Annotated in this window: 11 protein-coding genes and 3 pseudogenes; 12 read left to right on the forward strand and 2 right to left on the reverse strand. The window is 66.0% G+C overall.

Annotated elements, in window-relative coordinates; translation table 11 throughout:
- A complete protein-coding gene (edd, locus tag AC07OK_RS25640; protein ID WP_494692909.1) occupies positions 1–1,923 on the reverse strand; it encodes a phosphogluconate dehydratase in 1,923 nt (640 codons plus the stop codon).
- A 220-nt stretch (positions 1,924–2,143) separates the two neighbouring features.
- Between edd and pgi the strand changes: the two genes are divergently transcribed.
- The 8 genes and pseudogenes from pgi to ampC form a co-directional block, all read left to right on the forward strand.
- Entirely contained in the window at positions 2,144–3,793 is a 1,650-nt protein-coding gene (gene pgi, locus AC07OK_RS25645; protein WP_494692910.1) for a glucose-6-phosphate isomerase, read from the forward strand.
- A 4-nt stretch (positions 3,794–3,797) separates the two neighbouring features.
- Entirely contained in the window at positions 3,798–4,706 is a 909-nt protein-coding gene (locus AC07OK_RS25650; RefSeq protein WP_494692911.1) for an SMP-30/gluconolactonase/LRE family protein, read from the forward strand.
- 125 nt (positions 4,707–4,831) lie between these two features.
- Positions 4,832–6,304 carry a glucose-6-phosphate dehydrogenase gene (gene zwf / locus AC07OK_RS25655; RefSeq protein WP_494692912.1) on the forward strand — a complete coding sequence of 491 codons (1,473 nt, stop codon included), beginning with the start codon at positions 4,832–4,834 and terminating at the stop codon, positions 6,302–6,304.
- Positions 6,305–7,159, forward strand: a complete 855-nt coding sequence (locus tag AC07OK_RS25660; RefSeq protein WP_445233164.1) for an SIS domain-containing protein — start codon at positions 6,305–6,307, stop codon at positions 7,157–7,159.
- A gap of 80 nt (positions 7,160–7,239) precedes the next feature.
- A pseudogene (locus AC07OK_RS25665) lies at positions 7,240–8,091 on the forward strand (M56 family metallopeptidase); the annotation flags it as partial.
- Positions 8,092–8,241: 150 nt separating this feature from the next.
- A complete protein-coding gene (gene blaOXA / locus AC07OK_RS25670; RefSeq protein ID WP_494692922.1) occupies positions 8,242–9,057 on the forward strand; it encodes a class D beta-lactamase in 816 nt (271 codons plus the stop codon).
- Between the two features lie 29 nt (positions 9,058–9,086).
- Positions 9,087–9,845, forward strand: a pseudogene (blaOXA, locus tag AC07OK_RS25675) (class D beta-lactamase); the annotation flags it as partial.
- Positions 9,846–9,872: 27 nt separating this feature from the next.
- Positions 9,873–10,946: pseudogene (ampC, locus tag AC07OK_RS25680) on the forward strand (class C beta-lactamase); the annotation flags it as partial.
- Positions 10,947–10,985: 39 nt separating this feature from the next.
- On the opposite strand, the gene AC07OK_RS25685 reads toward ampC, so the two are convergent.
- Positions 10,986–12,149, reverse strand: a complete 1,164-nt coding sequence (locus AC07OK_RS25685) for a serine hydrolase domain-containing protein (RefSeq protein WP_494692913.1) — start codon at positions 12,147–12,149, stop codon at positions 10,986–10,988.
- A 197-nt stretch (positions 12,150–12,346) separates the two neighbouring features.
- Between AC07OK_RS25685 and tal the strand changes: the two genes are divergently transcribed.
- From tal to AC07OK_RS25705, 4 genes are all read left to right on the forward strand, one after another.
- On the forward strand, positions 12,347–13,282 hold the full coding sequence (gene tal / locus AC07OK_RS25690; protein WP_494692914.1) for a transaldolase: 936 nt from the start codon (positions 12,347–12,349) through the stop codon (positions 13,280–13,282).
- Positions 13,283–13,458: 176 nt separating this feature from the next.
- Positions 13,459–14,631 (forward strand): efflux RND transporter periplasmic adaptor subunit, encoded by a 1,173-nt coding sequence (locus AC07OK_RS25695; protein ID WP_494692915.1) that lies wholly within the window; start codon positions 13,459–13,461, stop codon positions 14,629–14,631.
- 12 nt (positions 14,632–14,643) lie between these two features.
- Positions 14,644–17,796 (forward strand): efflux RND transporter permease subunit, encoded by a 3,153-nt coding sequence (locus AC07OK_RS25700; protein WP_494692916.1) that lies wholly within the window; start codon positions 14,644–14,646, stop codon positions 17,794–17,796.
- On the forward strand, positions 17,789–19,267 hold the full coding sequence (locus tag AC07OK_RS25705) for an efflux transporter outer membrane subunit (protein WP_494692923.1): 1,479 nt from the start codon (positions 17,789–17,791) through the stop codon (positions 19,265–19,267). The genes AC07OK_RS25700 and AC07OK_RS25705 overlap by 8 nt, the downstream gene beginning before the upstream one ends.
- The last annotated feature ends 79 nt before the right edge of the window (positions 19,268–19,346 follow it).

Here is a 19,346-nt window from a genome sequence, read left to right on the forward strand (position 1 = left end):
TTACGCATCTTTCTTCATCGAGTAATCTTCATCGGAACCGGGCACGGTGTTGCCAACCGGGTCTTTGTCATGCAGGCCTACCGTGGTAGGGATGGGCGACGGCAGCCCGAAGGTGGTCGCGCCCTTCTCCGCTTCGCACACGCTGTTGCGGAACATGGCGAACAGCTCGCGGCCCATGCCGACGCCGTTCGGCGTCAAATCGGCCGTGGCCAGCGAGCGCGAATGCCACACGCTCGATTCAACCAGCGCTTCCAGCGTGCCGGTGCGGGCGCAGACGCGGATGATGTCACCATCTCGCACCAGGCCCAGCGGACCGCCGGCCAGGATCTCCGGCGACACGTGAATCGCCGCCGGCACCTTGCCCGACGCGCCCGACATGCGGCCGTCGGTGACCAGCGCCACGTGGCGGCCGGCGTCCTGCAGGTTGGCCAGCGCCGGCGTCAGCGCGTGCAGTTCCGGCATGCCGTTGGCGCGCGGGCCCTGGAAGCGCAGCACGGCGACGAAGTCGCGGTCCAGCGTGCCGGCCTTGTAGGCGTCCATGAAATCTTCCTGCGAGTTGAACACCAGCGCCGGCGCTTCCACCGTCTGATGCTCAGGCTTGACGGCCGAAACCTTCATCACGGCGCGGCCCAGGTTGCCCTGTACCAGCACGGTGCCGCCGTCCGGCGAGAACGGCGCGGTGATCTTGCGCAGCACCGCTTCGTCGCCCGACTCGGTCGGCGAATCCTTCCAGACCACGCCCTTGCCGCCTTCGCCCAGGAACGGCTCGGCGCAGTGCGCGCGCAGGCCCTTGCCCAGGATGGTGGTGACGTCGTCGTGCAGCAGGCCGCCATCGAGCAGTTCGCGGATGACGAAGCCGGTGCCGCCGGCGGCGTGGAAGTGGTTCACGTCGGCGTTGCCGTTCGGGTAGATGCGCGTCAGCAGCGGCACCACTTTCGACAGTTCGTCGAAGTCGTTCCAGTCGATGACGATGCCGGCCGCCTTGGCGATGGCCACCAGGTGCAGCGTGTGGTTGGTCGAGCCGCCGGTGGTCAGCAGCGCGACGACCGCGTTGACGATGCACTTCTCATCGACCACATGGCCGACCGGCAGGTATTCCTGCGATTGCGCGGTGATGACGGCGGCGCGCTTGGCGGCAGCCTTGGTCAGCTCGTCGCGCAGCGGGGTGTTCGGGGTGATGAAGGCGGCGCCCGGCAGGTGCAGGCCCATCACTTCCATCAGCATCTGGTTGCTGTTGGCGGTGCCGTAGAAGGTGCAGGTGCCGGCGCTGTGGTAGGACTGCGATTCGCCTTCCAGCAGCTCGGCGCGGCCGACTTTGCCCTGCGCGTACAGCTGGCGGATCTTGGCTTTCTCGGAGTTCGACAGGCCAGTGGTCATCGGACCGGCCGGCACGAACACCGCAGGCAGGTGGCCGAAGTGCAGCGCGCCGATCAGCAGGCCGGGTACAATCTTGTCGCACACGCCCAGGTAGACGGCGGAGTCGAACATATTGTGCGACAGCGCGACGGCGGTCGCCATGGCGATGGCGTCGCGCGAAAACAGCGACAGCTCCATGCCAGGCTGGCCCTGGGTGACGCCGTCGCACATGGCGGGCGTGCCGCCGGCGTACTGGGCGACCGCGCCGACTTCGCGCACCGCATCCTTGATCAGGGCCGGGAAGCCTTCGAACGGCTGGTGGGCCGACAGCATGTCGTTGTAGGCCGAGACGATCGCCACCGATGGCTTCTTGAGTTCCTTCAACGACAGCTTGTCGTTGGCGGGGAAAGCGGCAAAGCCGTGGGCCAGGTTGGTGCAGGCCAGGGCGCCGCGCTGGACGCCTTTGACGCGGGCGGCTTCAAGATGGGCCAGATAAGCGCCGCGCGATGGCTTGCTGCGCTGGATAATGCGTGCGGTGACGGTTTCTAGGACTGGATGCAACGCCATGATCGTTCCTTATGAATGAATTCCGTGAAATTTTACTACAAAATTCAGAATTCAAGCTACTTTTATTATCCCGACGCGTTGCCAACTGGATGGAAATAACATCCAACACCCAGGCGCACGCCCTTCGCGACAGAGTTTTCAAGGAACCGTAGTGAATTTACCTGTTTTTCCTGTATCATTCACGCATCCCCTCCCTCAGCCTTAACGACGCCACTCAATTATGCGCCAGCCAGCACTGACCTCCACTTCCAGCTTCCAAGCCCTCGAATCCCACGCCGCCGCCGCGAAATACTGGCAATTGCGCGAGCTGTTCGCCGCCGACGCGCAGCGCTTCCCCAAACTGACGGTGGACGCGGCCGGCCTGTTCCTCGATTATTCGAAGAACCGCCTAGACGCCAACACCATCGGCCTGCTGCTGGACCTGGCCCGCGAACGCGGCGTGGAACGCCAGCGCGACGCCATGCTCAGTGGTGAGAAGATCAATCTTACCGAACATCGCGCGGTGCTGCACACGGCGCTGCGTATGCCGCGCGGCAAGGCGCTGACCGTCGACGGCCAGGACATCGCCCACGACGTCCACGCGGTGCTGGACCACATGCGCGACTTCACCGACCGCGTGCGCAGCGGCGCCTGGCTGGGACACACCGGCAAGCCGATCACCGACGTCGTCAACATCGGCATCGGCGGCTCGGACCTGGGCCCGAAGATGGCCGTGCTGGCGTTGCGCTCGTATGCGCATCCGCGCCTGAAGATGCACTTCGTCTCCAACGTCGACGGCCATGACATGGACGCCGCGCTGGCGCAGGTCCATCCCGAGACCACGCTGTTCATCATCGCCTCCAAGACCTTCGTCACCGCCGAGACCATGCTCAACGCCGGCACCGCCCGCAGCTGGTTCCTGCGGTCGGCCAAGGAAGAAGACCTGGCGCGCCACTTCGTCGCCGTCTCCACCAACACCGAGGCGGTGAAAGCCTTCGGCATCGATCCGGCCAATATGTTCCCGTTCTGGGACTGGGTCGGCGGCCGTTATTCGGTATGGTCGGCGATCGGCCTGGCGGTGGCGCTGGCGGTGGGCTTCGGCTACTTCAGCGACTTCCTGGCCGGCGCGCACGCGATGGACGAACACTTCCGCGAGGCGCCGCTGGAGCAGAACATGCCGGTGCTGCTGGCGATGGTCGGCTTCTGGAACCGCCAGTTCCTCAACGCCGCCTCGTTGTCGATCGCGCCGTATCACCAGGACCTGAGCCGCTTCCCGGCCTACCTGCAACAGCTGGACATGGAGAGCAACGGCAAGCGCGTCACGCGCGGCGGAGCAGAAGTCGATACGCCGACCTGCCCGGTGGTGTGGGGCGAGTGCGGCACCAATGCGCAACACGCCTACTTCCAGCTGCTGCACCAGGGCACCGACATCACGCCGATCGACTTCATCGCCGCGCTGCGCGCCACGCACGATCTGCCGGGACATCACGATTCGCTGCTGGCCAACTGCTTCGCGCAGTCGGAAGCCTTCATGACCGGCAAGACCGCAGGCGAAGTGCGCGCCGACCTGACCGCGCAAAAACTGAGCGAGGCCGAGATCGATGAGCTGGTGCCGCACAAGACCTTCCCCGGCAACCGTCCGTCCAACACCATCCTGATGGACCAGCTGACGCCGTCCACCTTGGGCGCGCTGATCGCGCTGTACGAGCACAAGACCTTTGTGCAGGGCGTGATCTGGGACGTCAACAGCTTCGACCAGTGGGGTGTGGAGCTGGGCAAGGTCCTCGCCAAGAACATCCACGCGGAGCTGACCGGCGACGTCAAGCCGGAACGCCACGACAGTTCCACCAATGGCCTGATCGTCATGGCCAAAGCCGCACAACACCTTTAAGACCATGAGCACACCACACATCGAAGTCGAGGTAAAGGTAGCGTTTGACGCCGTCATGCAAACCGGCGAGTGCCCACTGTGGCACGCGCAGGAGCAGGCGCTGTACTGGGTCGACATCCCCGCCTTCACCGTGCACCGCCTCGATCCCGCCACTGGCGCGCATCGTTCGTGGAAGCTCTCCAGCGAGCCGGCCACCTTGGCCGTCAGCGACCAGGGCGGCCTGGTGGTCGCCATGCGCAGCGGCTTCGCGCACCTCGACACCGGCAGCGATGAAGTCCGCCTGACCGAAATCGCCGCCGCGCCCTACGACACCGCCATCACCCGCTTCAACGACGGCCACGTCGACGGCGCCGGACGCTTCTGGGTCGGCACCATCTACGAGCCGCGCGACAAGCCGGCCGCCGAGATGTTCGTGCTGGAACGCGGCGCGATCCGCAAGGCCTGGTCGGGCGGCATGACCAACTCGAACGGCCTGGGCTTCAGCCCGGACTACAGCGCCATGTACCACGCCGACACCAGCGCCCACCGCGTCACCAAGCTGGATTTCGACGTCGCCACCGGCACCGTCGCCAACCAGCGCCTGCTGCACCAGTTCTCGATGGACAAGGAGCACAACTACGGCGGCCGCCCCGACGGCGCCGCGGTCGACAGCGAAGGCAATTACTGGGTCGCGATGTTCGAAGGCGCGCGCCTGGCCAAGCTGTCGCCCAGCGGCGAATTGATCGGCGAGATCCCGCTGCCGGTGCGCTGCCCGACCATGATGGCCTTCGGCGGCGCCGACCTGCGCACGCTGTACATCACCAGCGCCGGCGCCCGTCCGGCGCCGGAACTGGCGCAGTTCCCGCTCAGCGGCAAGCTGCTGTCCATCCGCGTCGACGTGGCCGGCCGCACGGAGCCGTCGTATATCGAATAAACTATATGCTGCGGTCGCAGCATATGTAGTAAATTTTCTTGCAAAACGACAAATCGTGTAGTAAATTTACAGTCACGACTAGTAATCCCTCTTCTCTTTCAGCACTCTACATACTGCGAATAATTATGGCTCTTACCGATTTTGACCTGGTTCTGTTTGGCGGCAGCGGCGATCTGGCGATGCGCAAATTGCTGCCCGCGATGTACGCCCGCGATGTCGCCAATGACTTGCCCGCCACTGCCCGCATCATCTGCGTCGGCCGCGCCGACGCCAGCCAGCAGGACTTCCTGCAGACGGTAGAGACCACGTCCAAGCCGCACATCAAGTCGCCGGCCGTGACGCCGGCCGCCTGGGCCAAGTTCACCGCCCGCATCGTCTACGTGTCGCTCAACGCCACCGACTCCGACAGCTACAAGTCGCTGGTCGAGGCGCTGCGCAAGGACGACGCCATCACCAAGGTCTACTACCTGGCGACGCCGCCGGCGATCTTCTCGCAGATCTGCGAGAACCTGAAAGCCAACGGCCTGGTGACGGCCAATTCGCGCGTGGTGCTGGAAAAGCCGCTGGGCCGCGACCTGGCCTCGGCCAAGCAGATCAACGCCGAAGTGGGCAAGGTCTTCGAGGAATCGCAGATCTACCGTATCGACCACTACCTGGGCAAAGAGACCGTGCAGAACCTGCTGGCGCTGCGCTTCGGTAACATCCTGTTCGAGCCGCTGTGGCGCCGCGAGTGGATCTCCGACGTGCAGATCACCATCGCCGAGAAGCTGGGCGTGGGCAACCGCATGGGCTACTACGACACCTCGGGCGCGCTGCGCGACATGCTGCAAAACCACCTGCTGCAACTGCTGTGCATCGTCGCCATGGAACCGCCGACCTCGATCGCGCCGGACGCCGTGCGCGACGCCAAGTTGCAGGTGCTGCGTTCGCTGAAAAAATTCACCCCGACCACGCTGGCGCAGAACATCGTGCGCGGCCAGTACCGCGCCGGCCACGTCGACGGCAAGGCCGTGCCGAGCTACCGCGACGAACCGGATGCGCCGGAGCATTCGCGCACCGAGACCTTCGTGGCGATGAAGGCGGAAATCGACACCTGGCGCTGGGCCGGCGTGCCGTTCTACCTGCGCACCGGCAAGCGCATGGCCGACGGCCTGGCCGAGATCGTGGTGCGCTTCAAGCCTATCCCGCATTCGATCTTCGCGCAGCCGACCAACAGCTTCCAGCCCAACTCGCTGGTGATCCGCTTGCAGCCGGACGAAGGCCTGCGCATGAACCTGATGGCGAAGACGCCGGGCGACGGCATGCGTCTGAAGCAAGCCGAGCTGGAGCTGGACTTCCGCGAATCGTTCAAATCGCCGCGCATGGACGCTTACGAGCGCCTGCTGCTCGACGTGCTGCGCGGCCAGCTGACCCTGTTCATGCGCGGCGACGAGCTGGAAGCGGCGTGGGAATGGGTCGAGCCTATCCTGAACAACTGGGAAGCGGACGACAGCTTCCCGATTCCCTACACCTCCGGCACCTGGGGTCCGGCCGCCGCGTCGGCCCTGATCGGCCGCGATGGTTTGCAATGGCGTGAAGAAGCGCTTCCTGAGGACTAAATGCTTTTAGATTCCATCCGCACCCAGCTCGACTCGCTCTCCAAATCAGAGCGCAAGGTCGCGCTGGCCGTGCTAGATCATCCGGGCCAGACGGTCAGCCAGAACATCACGGCGCTCGCCAAGAGCGCGCAGGTGTCCGAGCCGACCGTGGTGCGCTTTTGCCGCACGCTGGGCTACGACGGCTGGCACGAGTTCAAGCTCAAGCTGGCCCAAGGCCTGGCGCTGGCCCTGCCCGGCCTGAACGAGCAACCGACCCAGGACGACCTCGCGGCCGACCTGGTCAACAAGATTTGCAGCCGCTCGATCAACACCCTGCTGGACCTGCGCAACAACCTCGACCCCGAGGCGATCCAGCGGGCGCTGGACATCCTGTCCAAGGCCAACAAGATCGAATTCTACGGCCAGGGCACCTCCGGCATCGTGGCGGCGGACGCGCAGCACAAGTTCTTCCGCTCCGGCGTGCCGACGGTGGCCTATGCCGACCCGCACATCCACAGCATCGCCGCCGCCCTGCTGCGCGCGGGCGACGCGGTGGTGGCCATTTCGCAGCGCGGCAACAGCCCGTCGCTGGTGCGCTCGATCAAGCTGGCGCGCCGCGGCGGCGCCGACGTCATCGTGCTGGCGCCGTCCGGCACGCCGCTGGCCGACATGGCGACGGTGCTGATCCCGATCGACCTGATCTTCAACATCGATCCCTACACGCCGATCTCGGCGCGCCTGGCCTACCTGGTGGTGATCGACGTGCTGGCCGTGGGCCTGGCGCTGCAACGCGGCCCAGAGTTCCGCAAGAAGATGCAGAACGCGCAGAAGGCCTTGCAGGAGTTCGACCTGCAATTCGATTCCTTCATCGGCTGACCCACCCGGATCAGCAAGGCGCTTGACGTCATGCGACACATGTCGCACAATGCGTGACATCTGTCGCATAAGGGCGTCGCATGGCCTTCTCCACCGTTCTCATTGTTCGTTTCCTGCTTGCCAGCCTGGGCTGCATGGCCGCCGGCCTGGCGGTGTGGGCGTTGACCGCGGCCTGCCGCCGCCACCTGCCCCAGGTCGCCGTGCAGCGTTCCATCTGGCTGTTGGGCCAGCTGACCATCATCGCGACCTTCCTGGCGCTGTTGCTGCCGCACAGCGAGCGGCTGCGCCTGCTTCCAGCGATCGAATTGCCCGAGACCATGCTGGCCGCCCCCGCCGCGCCGGACCATGCCACCACGCCGGCACAGGGCGCCGCCATGGCCGGCGGCCGCGGCACGGCGGCGGACTACCGCGCCTGGCTGAGCTACGGCGCGCAAGCCTGGCTGTCGCTGTACTTGCTGGGTCTGGCATACACCACGGGCCGCGTGCTGCAGTCGCACCGTACACTGAACGGCCTGGCCGCCACCGGCGAGCGCCTGGTCCTGCCGGGCCGGCATCAAGGCCTGGACGCGGCGACGCCGCCGCCATCGCTGGCCGTGATTGAAGTCGACGCGCCGATCTCGCCAATGCTGTTCGGCTGGTTCCGCCCGCGCCTGCTGCTGCCGCGCCATCTGCGCAGCTTCGCCCCCTTGCAGCAGCAGATGATCGTCGAACACGAACTCACGCATTTGCGCCGGCACGACCTGCAATGGATGAGCGCCGGCATCGTGCTGCAAACCCTGCTGTGGTTCAATCCCTTCATGCGCCTGCTGCGCGACAACCTGGCATGGGCGCAGGAACTCGGTTGCGACCGCGACGTGCTGCGCAACCGTCCGCCGGCGCTGCGCAAGGCGTACGCCGCGGCGCTGGTGGGGCAACTGCGGCTGCAGCCGCATCCGGTCACGCATGCGGCCACGCATTCAGCCAAGACGGCGCTGGCCTTCGGCGGCGTCAGCGCCCGCACGCTGGCGACACGCATCAGCCTGATCCGCGAACCGGCCGCCGTCCCGCGCGGGCCGTGGGCGCGCGGCGCCGCCGTCGCCGGCCTGGCGGGCGTCTTCGCGGCCAGCCTGGCATTCCAGCCCGCCCTGGCCGACCGCGCGCCGGTGCGCGCGGCCACACCGGCCACCTTCAGCTGCACGGACATGGTCGATGCCGCCAGCGGCGCGCAGCTGCTGCGCGACGGCCATTGCGACGAGCGCGTCACGCCGGCATCGACCTTCAACATCGCCGTCAGCCTGATGGGTTACGACAGCGGCATATTGCGCGACGCCCACTCGCCCAGCCTGCCGTTCAAGCCCGGCTATGCCGACTGGAACCCCGACTGGCGCGCCACCACCGACCCGACCAGCTGGATACGCAACTCGACCGTGTGGTATGCCCAGCAGGTGACGGCCAGCCTCGGCGCGCAGCGCTTCCGGCAGTATGTGCGCGGCTTCGGCTACGGCAACCTGGATGTCTCGGGCGACCCCGGCAAGGACAACGGCCTGGCGATGTCCTGGATCGCTTCCAGCCTGAAGATATCGCCGGCCGAGCAAACCGCCTTCCTGCGGAAAATCGTCAACCGGCAACTGCCGCTGTCGGCCCACGCTTACGACATGACCGCCCGCCTCACCGCGCTCGGCGCCTTGCCGAACGGCTGGCAAATCCACGGCAAGACCGGCACCGCCTCACCGGTGCTGGCCAACGGCAGCGACGACCGGCTGCACAGCTATGGTTGGTTCGTCGGCTGGGCCAGCAAGGGTGGGCGCACCGTGGTGTTTTCCCGCCTGGTGCTGGAAGACAAACAGGAAGGTTCCGCCGGCCCCAGGACCAGGGACGCGTTCCTGCGCGATCTGCCGGCGCAACTGGACGCACTTTAAACACCAGCCAACACCAACTAAGGAGCCGCATGAATTTTCGCCACATCATCTTGGGGGCGCTGTACAGTCTCGTCCCGATTTCCGCCATCCACGCCGCCGAAGTGTGCACGGCGCTGGCCGACAGCAACGGCCCGACTGTATTCCAGCGGGGCGACTGCCAGCGCCAAGTGACGCCGGCGTCCACCTTCAAGATCGCCATCAGCCTGATGGGCTACGACGCCGGCATCCTGAAGGACCGCCACGCGCCGAAACTGCCGTTCCGCGAAGGCTATGTCGATTGGAGCGACAACTGGCGCCAGGCAACCGATCCCACCAAGTGGATGAAGGACTCGGTGGTCTGGTATTCGCAACAGGTGACGCAGTCGCTGGGCATGCAGCGCTTCGCCGGCTACGCCAGCCAATTCCAGTACGGGAACGCCGACGTGACGGGCGACGCCGAACATGACGGCCTCACCTTGTCGTGGATATCGTCGTCGCTGAAGATCTCGCCGCTGGAGCAGCTGACCTTCCTGAACAAGGTAGTCAACCGCCAACTGGGCGTCAGCGCCCACGCCTACGACATGACAGCGCGCCTGACGCAAGCCGATCAGCCGCTGGCGGGATGGCGCATCCACGGCAAGACCGGCTCCGCCTCCGGCTACGGCTGGTACGTGGGCTGGGCCACGAAGGGCGCGCGCAGCTTCAGCTTCGCGCACCTGATGCAAAGGGATGACGCGCAGCCGAAGGATGTCCCGGCCGGCGTGCTGGCGCGCGAGGCGCTGCTCAAGGAACTGCCGCAGTTGCTGGCCCCGTTGGAGCGGGAGGCACGGCTCAGGGCGACGGTGGACCGGACCATCAAGCCGCTGATGAAACAATACGATGTCCCCGGCATGGCGCTGGCGCTGACCGACCACGGCAAAAACTATGTCTTCAACTACGGCGTCGCCTCGCGCGAGACCGGTCAGGCCGTCGACCGCGATACGCTGTTTGAGATCGGCTCGGTCAGCAAGACGCTGGTGGCCACGCTGGCCGCCTACGCGCAGGCCAAGGGCCAGTTGGCGCTGTCCGACACCGTCAGCCAGCACATGCCGGCGCTGCGCGGCAGCAGCTTCGACCATATCAAGCTGATCCATCTGGCCACGCACACCGCCGCCGCCTTCCCGATGCAGGTGCCCGACGACGTCCGCGACGACGATCAGCTGATGGACTACTACCGCCGCTGGCAGCAGCCGGCCGACGCCGCCGGCGCCCGCAGGACCTACTCCAACCTGGGCATCGGCCTGCTGGCCAGGATCAGCGCCAAAAGCCTGGGGCTGCCTTTTGCGGAGGCGATGGAACACCAGCTGTTCCCCGCGCTGGGCATGCGGCAGACCTACATCAACGTGCCGGCGCAGCAGATGCAGCACTATGCCCAGGGCTATGACCAGGCCAACGCGCCGGTGCGGGTCCATCCCGGCGTGCTGGCCTCCGAGGCATACGGCGTCAAGACCACGGCGGCGGACCTGATCCGCTTCGTCGACGCCAACCTCGGCCTGGCGCCGCTGGACGATCCGCTGCGCCAGGCGATCGAGGCCACGCATATCGGTTACTTCCAGGCCGGCAAGATGACCCAGGATCTGATCTGGGAACAATATCCCGCCGCCGCGCGGCTGCGGGGCCTGCTGGTCAGCACGTCCGAACAAATGTTCTGGGCCAGCAACCCGGTGACAGCGCTGACGCCGCCGCTGGCGCCGCGATCCGATGTGCTGATCCACAAAACCGGATCGACCGGCGGCTTCGGCGCGTATGCGCTATTTAGCCCCGCCCGGAAAACCGGCATCGTCATGCTGGCAAACAAAGGCTATCCCGGCGCGGCCAGGGTCACGGCGGCCTATCGCATTCTTTCCGAGCTGGAAAGAGGCCAGAAGTGATCTGACTGAGAAAAACGCGGACGTCCACGGCGTCCGCTTTTATTTGGCCACCGGCTTTTCCACCGAGTCCCAGTGATAGGCTGTCGCGACACGGTCGGCGATCTGGTTCATCAGTGCCATGCCGTTGTCGCCGTTGGCCATGATGACCACGCCATATCCCTTGCGTACGTGGCCGCTGATCCAGGCGCGATAGCCCCAGTTCGACCCGTTGTGCGTGAAATACCAGCCGTCGCCACGCTGGCCCACCACCAGGCCCACCGCGTATGGCCCCACGCCTGCCGGAGAGATCATCTCCCTGGCGTAGCGCGGCTCCAGCACCCTTCCTTTCGAACCACGCAGGCCGGTCTGTAGCTCGATGATGAATTTCGCCAGGTCGCCCGGCGTCGTCCACAAGCCGGCGGCGGCCTGCTCCGGGTGGAGCTTCCACGGCGCCTCCAAGCGGCGCCCCTGCGCATCGTGCGCCAGGGCCGCCTGGTTTGGCTGCTCGAAGGAAGTGTGGGACATCCTTAGCGGCGCCAGCACGGTCGACTGCATGAAACGCTCAAACGGCAGGCCGGTCAGTTCGGTCAGCGCCAGTTGCATGATGACCAGTCCGCCGCCGGAGTATTGATAAGCCTCGAAGGGCGCGCGCGCGAAGACGACCTTGCCGACGTTCGATGGCGGACGGCCATCGAGTATCTGCACCAGCGACGGCAGCGGCGCACCCGGCGCGTAGCCGGGAAAGCCGTATCCATCAGCCGCGCCCGAGGTGTGGCTGAACAGCGAACGCGGCGTGACCGCCTGCGTCCGCGTCAACTCCGAAACTGGCACATGCCACGACTTGAGGATGGTGTTGACATCGGCATCAAGGTCCAGCCTATGCTCCTGCACCAGGCGCATGGCCGCCAGCGCCGTCACGGGCTTGCTGATGGACGCCGCCTGGAAGCGGGTTTCCGTATCCACCAGGCGTCCGCTTTCCACGTCGGCGACGCCATATCCCTTGGCCCAGTGCAGTTTGAAATCCTTGATGACCGCGATGCTGAGGCCGGGTACGTGCAGCCGCTCCATCAACTCCGGCAAACTCAGCGCATCGAGGCTGTCATGACCCGGAAGTTGCGGCGCCTCGATGCGGGCCATCAGCAAACCGGCCTCATCCTCGGCTCGGACGACGCTGATCGACAGCGCAAAGAAGATCAGGCACATCCACACCAAAGAGCGAAGCATCGGTATTCCTTTCACATTGCCAACAATATAACATCGAAGCCGCGCCGGATACCGCCTTGCCTAAACGGCAAGCTGACCTTTATTGCGTGTCAATATGGAGACTATTGGATTTCGCTTTCTTTAACAATTGTTCATGGTTGAGTACAATAAGGCAAGCATACGACAGCCTCACTCCCCTCAACTGATTGGCAGCGCACATGAACCAGCTCGAACAGCTCAAGAAATTCACCACCGTAGTCGCCGACACCGGCGATTTCCAGTCCATCCAGGCCTACACCCCGCGCGACGCCACCACCAATCCTTCATTGATCCTGAAGGCGGTGCAGAAGGACGAATACAAGCCGTTGCTGGAAAAAGCCGTGCGCGACAACCTCGACAACTCGATCGCCGAGACCATCGACCACCTGCTGATCGCCTTCGGCAAACAAATCCTGCGCATCATCCCCGGCCGCGTATCGACCGAGATCGACGCCCGCCTGTCGTTCGACGTCGAAGGCTCGGTGGCCAAGGGCCGCGAGCTGATCAAGCTGTACCAGCAGGCCGGCATCGAGCGCGAGCGCGTGCTGATCAAGATGGCCGCCACCTGGGAAGGCATCCGCGCCGCCGAGATCCTGGAACAGGAAGGCATCCACTGCAATATGACCCTGCTGTTCTCGCTGGGCCAGGCCATCGCCTGCGCCGAAGCGGGCGCGCAGCTGATCTCGCCGTTCGTCGGCCGCATCTACGACTGGTATAAAAAATCCACCGGCATCGACTACGCCGCCGCCGAAGATCCGGGCGTGCAGTCGGTCAAGCGCATCCACAACTACTACCGCAAGTTCGGCTACCAGACCGAGGTGATGGGCGCGAGCTTCCGCAACACCGGCCAGATCCTGGAACTGGCCGGCTGCGACTTGCTCACCATCAGCCCGGACCTGCTGCAAAAACTGGCCGACAGCGACGCCCCGGTCGAACGCAAGCTGAGCGCGGAGAGCGCGCCGGGCGCCGGCATCATCAAGCTGTCGCAGGACGAGAAGACCTTCCGCTTCCAGCTCAACGAAGACCAGATGGCGTCCGAAAAACTGGGCGAAGGCATCCGCGCCTTCTGCGCCGACTCGGGCAAGCTGAAGCAAATCATCTCCGGCATGCGTTGATACAGCGCCGGCCAAATTAAAAAGCGGTAACGCGGCGCAGGCCGCGTTACCGCTTTTTTGTTTTCCTTCACTACAAAACGTTACATAACTAGCTGTATTACAATGCTGCGACCCTAGCCAGCCACCCCGCCTGGCCGAACCAGCGCACCATCTAAATCTTTTTACGAGAAACATCCATGAGATTAGTACCTCGTTACACTGCAGCCGTTTTCGCCTTATCCCTGCTGGCCGCCTGCGGCGACAAAGCCGCCGCTCCCGGCACCCCGCCACCCGCCACCGTCGCCGTCATCACCGTCGCTCCCGCCACCGTTACCCTGAGCACCGAACTGCCGGGCCGCACGGAAGCGTCGCGCATCGCGCAGGTGCGCGCGCGCACGGCCGGCATCGTGCTGCAGCGGGTGTTCAAGGAAGGCGGCGACGTCAAGGCCGGCGAGGTACTGTTCCGCATCGACCCCGCCAGCTTCCAGGCTTCCTACGACAGCGCGCAGGCGGCCGTCGCCAAGGCCGAGGCCAACCTGGCCCAGGCCGAATTAAAGGTAAAACGATATAAACCGTTATTGGCCGCGCAAGCGGTCAGCCAGCAGGAATACGACGACGCCGTCACCGCGCAGAAGCAGGCCGCCGCCGACCTGGCCACGTCCAAGGCCGCGCGCACCAACGCCGGCCTGACCCTGGGCTACGCCACCGTGACCTCGCCGATCTCCGGCCGCATCGGCCGCGCGCTGGTGACCGAGGGCGCGCTGGTGGGGCAAGGCGAAGCGACGCCGATGGCCACCGTGCAGACGCTGGACCCGATCTACGTCACCATCACCCAATCGTCGGCCGAGCTGCTGCGACTGCAACGCGCGCTCGCCAGCGGAACCATCAAGGGCGCCGGCAAGAACGAGGCGCGCGTGACCCTGGTGACCGAAGACGGCCAGGCCTATCCGCAAACGGGCAAGCTGCTGTTCTCGGACGTGTCGGTCGACGAGAGCACCGGCGCGGTATCGATGCGCGCCGAGTTCCCCAATCCCCAGCACGCCCTGCTGCCCGGCATGTACGTGCGCGCGCGGCTGGACCAGGGCGTCAACGACGCCGCCATCACCGTGCCGCAGCAGGCCGTGGTGCGCAGTCCCGAGGGCTCGTCGGTGCTGATCGTCGGCGCCGACAACAAGGTGCTGGCGCAGCCGGTCACCGCCACCGCCAACGACGGCCAGAACTGGGTGGTCAGCGCCGGCCTCAAAGGCGGCGAGCGCATCGTGGTGGAAGGCTTCCAGAAGGCCAAGCCCGGCGCCACGGTCAATCCGCAGCCGTGGAAAGGCCCGGTCGGCACAGCTTCCGCCGCATCCGATCACGGCACCGCCAAATAACAGGGAGTCCCGATGGCCAAGTTTTTCATCGATCGCCCCGTGTTCGCGTGGGTGATCGCACTCTTCATACTGCTGGGCGGGATGTTGGCGATCACGGTATTGCCCGTGTCGCAGTACCCGACCATCGCGCCGCCATCGATCGTGGTGACGGCCAACTACCCCGGCGCCACCGCGCAGGTGCTCGACGACGCCGTCACCAGCGTGATCGAACAGGAGATGAACGGCGCCGACGGCTTGCAGTACGTCGAATCGTCCAGTGAGGCCAGCGGCGCCGTCACCATCACCGTCACCTTCGTCCCCGGCACCAATCCGGACCTGGCGGCGGTCGATGTGCAGAACCGCATCAAGCGCGTGGAGTCGCGCCTGCCGGCCGCCGTCACGCAGCAGGGCGTGCAGGTCAACAAGGCGCGCTCCAACATCCTGATGTTCGTCGGCCTGACCTCGACCGACGGCCGGCTCGACCCGACCGGCCTGGGCGACTACCTGGCCCGCAACGTGGTCAATGAAGTCAAGCGCATACCGGGCGTGGGCCAGGCGCAGTTGTTCGGCACCGAGCGGGCGATGCGCATCTGGGTCGATCCGGCCAAGTTGATCGGCCTGAAGATGAACATGGCCGACGTCACCGCCGCCATCCGCGCGCAGAACGCGCAGGTCACCTCCGGCACGCTGGGCGACTTGCCCAGCCCCGCCAGGCAAACCTTCTCCGCGCCCATCGTGGTCACAGGCCAGCTGTCGTCCACCACCGAATTCGGCCAGATCGTGCTGCGCGCGAACCCGAACGGATCGCTGGTGCGTCTGAAGGACGTGGCGCGCATCGAGATGGGCGGCGCCAGCTTCAACATCAACGCGCGCCTGAACGGCGCGCCGTTTTCAGCGATCGCGGTACAGCTGTCCCTGACCGGCAACGCGCTGCAAACGGCGACCGCCGTGCGCGAGAAGATGGACCAGCTGGCCAAATACTTCCCGCCGGGCGTCAAGTACACCATCCCTTACGACACCTCGCTGTTCGTCAAGATCTCGATCGAGGAAGTGGTCAAGACGCTGCTGGAGGCGGTGCTGCTGGTGTTCCTGGTGATGTACCTGTTCCTGCAAAACTTCCGCTACACCTTGATCCCGACCATCGTGGTGCCGGTGGCGCTGATGGGCACCTTCGCGGCGATGCAGCTGTTCGGCTTCTCGATCAACGTGCTGACCATGTTCGGCATGGTGCTGGCGATCGGCATCCTGGTCGACGACGCCATCGTGGTAGTGGAAAACGTCGAACGCATCATGAGCGAGGAAGGCCTGTCGCCGCGCGACGCCACCCGCAAGGCGATGACCCAGATCACCGGCGCCATCATCGGCATCACGCTGGTGCTGATCGCCGTGTTCATTCCGATGGCCTTCTTCGGCGGCGCGGTCGGCGCGATCTACCGCCAGTTCTCGCTGGCGATGGTGTCGGCCATGCTGTTCTCGGCGCTGATGGCGCTGACCCTGACGCCGGCGCTGTGCGCCACCATTCTGAAACCGGTGGAAGCCGGCCATCATCATGAGAAGAAAGGCTTCTTCGGCTGGTTCAACCGCAAGTTCGCGGTGACCGCCACCGGCTACCAGGGCGTGATCGCCAAGATGATCAAGCGCACCGGCCGTTATCTGGTGGTGTTCGCGCTGATCTGCGGCGTGGTGGGCTGGCTGTACGCGCGCCTGCCATCGTCGTTCCTGCCGAACGAAGACCAGGGCTATTTGATCGCCAACGTGCAGCTGCCGGCCGGCGCTTCGACCAGCCGCACGCAGGCCGTGCTGGCGCAGGCCGACGCCTACTTCCGCAAGCAGCCGGGCGTGGCGCGCACCATCGCGGTGGCGGGCTTCAGCTTCTCCGGCAACGGCCAGAACGCCGGCCTGGTGTTCATTCCGCTCAAGGACTGGAAGGAACGCGGGCCGGAGGAATCGGCACAGGCGATCGCGCAGCGCGCGTTCGGCGCCTTGTCGAGCATCCCGGACGCGATCATCTTCCCGCTGTCGCCGCCACCGATCCGCGAGCTCGGTAACGCCACCGGCATCACCGCGCGCCTGCAGGACCGCAGTTCGCTCGGTCACGACGCGCTGATCGCCGCGCGCAACCAGCTGCTGGGCATGGCCGGCAAGAGCGCCATCCTCAAGGGCCTGCGTCCCGAGGGCCTGGAGGACGCGCCGCAGCTGCAGGTCGATATCGACCGCGAGAAGGCCAATGCGCTGGGCGTGACCTTCGCCGACATCAACGCGATGATGTCAACCGCGCTCGGTTCGTCCTACGTCAACGACTTCGCCAGCAGCGGGCGCCAGCAGCGCGTGATCGTGCAGGCCGACGCGCCGCGTCGTCTGCAACCGGCCGACATCATGCAGCTCAACGTGCGCAGCGCGGCCGGCACGATGGTGCCGTTCTCCTCGTTCGCCAGCTCGCACTGGATACAAGGTCCGGTGCAGCTGGTGCGCTACAACGGCTACCCCGCCATCAAGCTGACCGGCGACGCCGCGCCAGGCCGCTCGACCGGCGAGGCGATGGATGAACTGGAACGCCTGGCGGCGCAGCTGCCGCCGGGCTTCAGCATCGAATGGACCGGCCAGTCGCTGGAAGAAAAGACCTCCGGCTCGCAGGCGCCGATGCTGTTCGCGCTGTCGCTGCTGGCCGCCTTCCTGGTGCTGGCGGCGCTGTATGAAAGCGAATCGATACCGGTGGCGGTGCTGCTGGTGGTGCCGCTGGGGATCCTGGGCGCGCTGCTGGGCGCCACCATGCGCGGGCTGCCGAACGATGTGTACTTCAAGGTCGGCCTGATCGCGATCATCGGCCTGTCGGCCAAGAACGCGATCCTGATCATCGAATTCGCCAAGGACCTGCAGGCGCAGGGCAAGGGCCTGATCGAAGCGACGCTGGAGGCGGTGCACCTGCGCTTCCGGCCGATCATCATGACCTCGCTGGCCTTCATCCTCGGCGTGCTGCCGCTGGTGATCGCCACCGGCGCGGGATCGGCCAGCCAGCGCGCCATCGGCACCGGCGTGATGGGCGGCATGATCACCGCCACGGTGCTGGCGGTGTTCCTGGTGCCGGTGTTCTTCGTCGTCATCCGCAAGATCTTCAAGGGCAGCGAACGCCAACGCAAACTGGCCGCACATGAAATGAACGATAAGAACCATGAAACCTATGACTAAGTTTGCCCATAAGCCCGCCCTGCCCCTGGCCGTGCCGGCAACGCTGCTCGCGGCGGCGCTGTCGGCCTGCTCGCTGGCGCCGACCTACCAGCGTCCGGAAGCGCCGGTGGCCGCCGCCTTCCCGGCCGACAGCGCCGGCGCCGCCGCGCGCACCAGCGAGCCGTTGCCGCTGGCGGCCGGCGCGCGCGACGCCGTCGATACCGGCTGGCGCGACTACTTCGCCGATCCGCGCCTGCAGCAGCTGATCGCCGCCGCGCTGGAGAACAACCGCGACCTGCGCAGCGCCGCGCTGCGCATCGAGGAGGCGCGCGCGCAGTACGACATCCAGTCGGCCGACCGCCTGCCCAACCTCAACGCCAACGCCTCCGCCACCAAGGCCAAGACGCCGGCCTTCCTGTCGCCGGGCGGCCAGACCAGCATCGGCAAGCGCTATGACGCCGGACTGGCGCTATCCGCCTTCGAGCTGGATTTCTTCGGCCGCGTGAAAAGCCTGAACGATGCGGCGCTGGCGGCCTACCTGGCCACCGACGAGGCGCGCCAGGCGGCGCAAATCAGCCTGGTGGCGCAGGTGGCGCAGGCCTACTACACCGAGCGCGCCTACGCCGAGCAGTACGCGCTGGCGCAGCAGAGCTACGACGCCCGCGCCCGCACCTACAAGTTGACGCAGCAGCGCGCCGAAGTGGGCGCCTCGTCGCGGCTGGACCTGCGCGCCAACGAGACGCTGATGGAGACCGCGCGCGTCGCCGCCCTGACGCTGGCGCGCCAGCGCGCGCAGGCGGACAACGCGCTGACCTTGCTGGTCGGCCAGCCGGCCAGCGCCGGTGCCGGTGCCGGGTCCGCCGCGGCCGCCGGCGCCATGCCGAGCGACCAGCAGATCGACGCCCTGAGCGCGCTGCCGACCGGCCTGCCGTCTGACCTGCTGGCGCGCCGTCCCGACATCCGCGCCGCCGAGCAGCGCTTGAAAGCGGCCAACGCCAACATCGGCGCCGCGCGCGCCGCCTTCTTCCCGCGCATCAGCCTGACGGCCGCGCTGGGCAGCAGCAGCCCGTCGCTGAACGGCCTGTTCGACGGCGGTTCGGGCAGCTGGTCGTTCGCGCCGCAGCTGAGCTTGCCGATCTTCGACGCCGGCCGCAACCGCGCCAACCTGGGCCTGGCCGAAGCGCGCAAGCACCTCGCCGTGGCCGACTACGAGAAGACCATCCAGAGCGCCTTCCGCGAAGTGGCCGACGCGCTGGCCGCGCGCGACTACCTGGGCGAGCAGGTGACCGCCCAGCGCGCCGTGCAGGATGCCCAGGCCGACCGCCTGAAGCTGCTGCAACTGCGCTTCGACAACGGCGTGGCCAGCTCGCTGGACGTGCTGGACGCGCAGCGCGAGCTGTTCAGCGCGCAGCAAACGCTGGTGCAAGCCCGCCTGCAACGCACCACCAGCGCCATCGACCTGTACCGCGCCCTCGGCGGCGGCGTAAAATAAGCCGGGGGTCAAGTCCTGAACCTTCCCCTCAAATTTCTTGTAAACATTTGAGGAAGCTGTTAACTTTCTATCTTAAAAA

It is taken from the genome of Duganella sp. GW821-FHT07G03 (assembly GCF_059418605.1).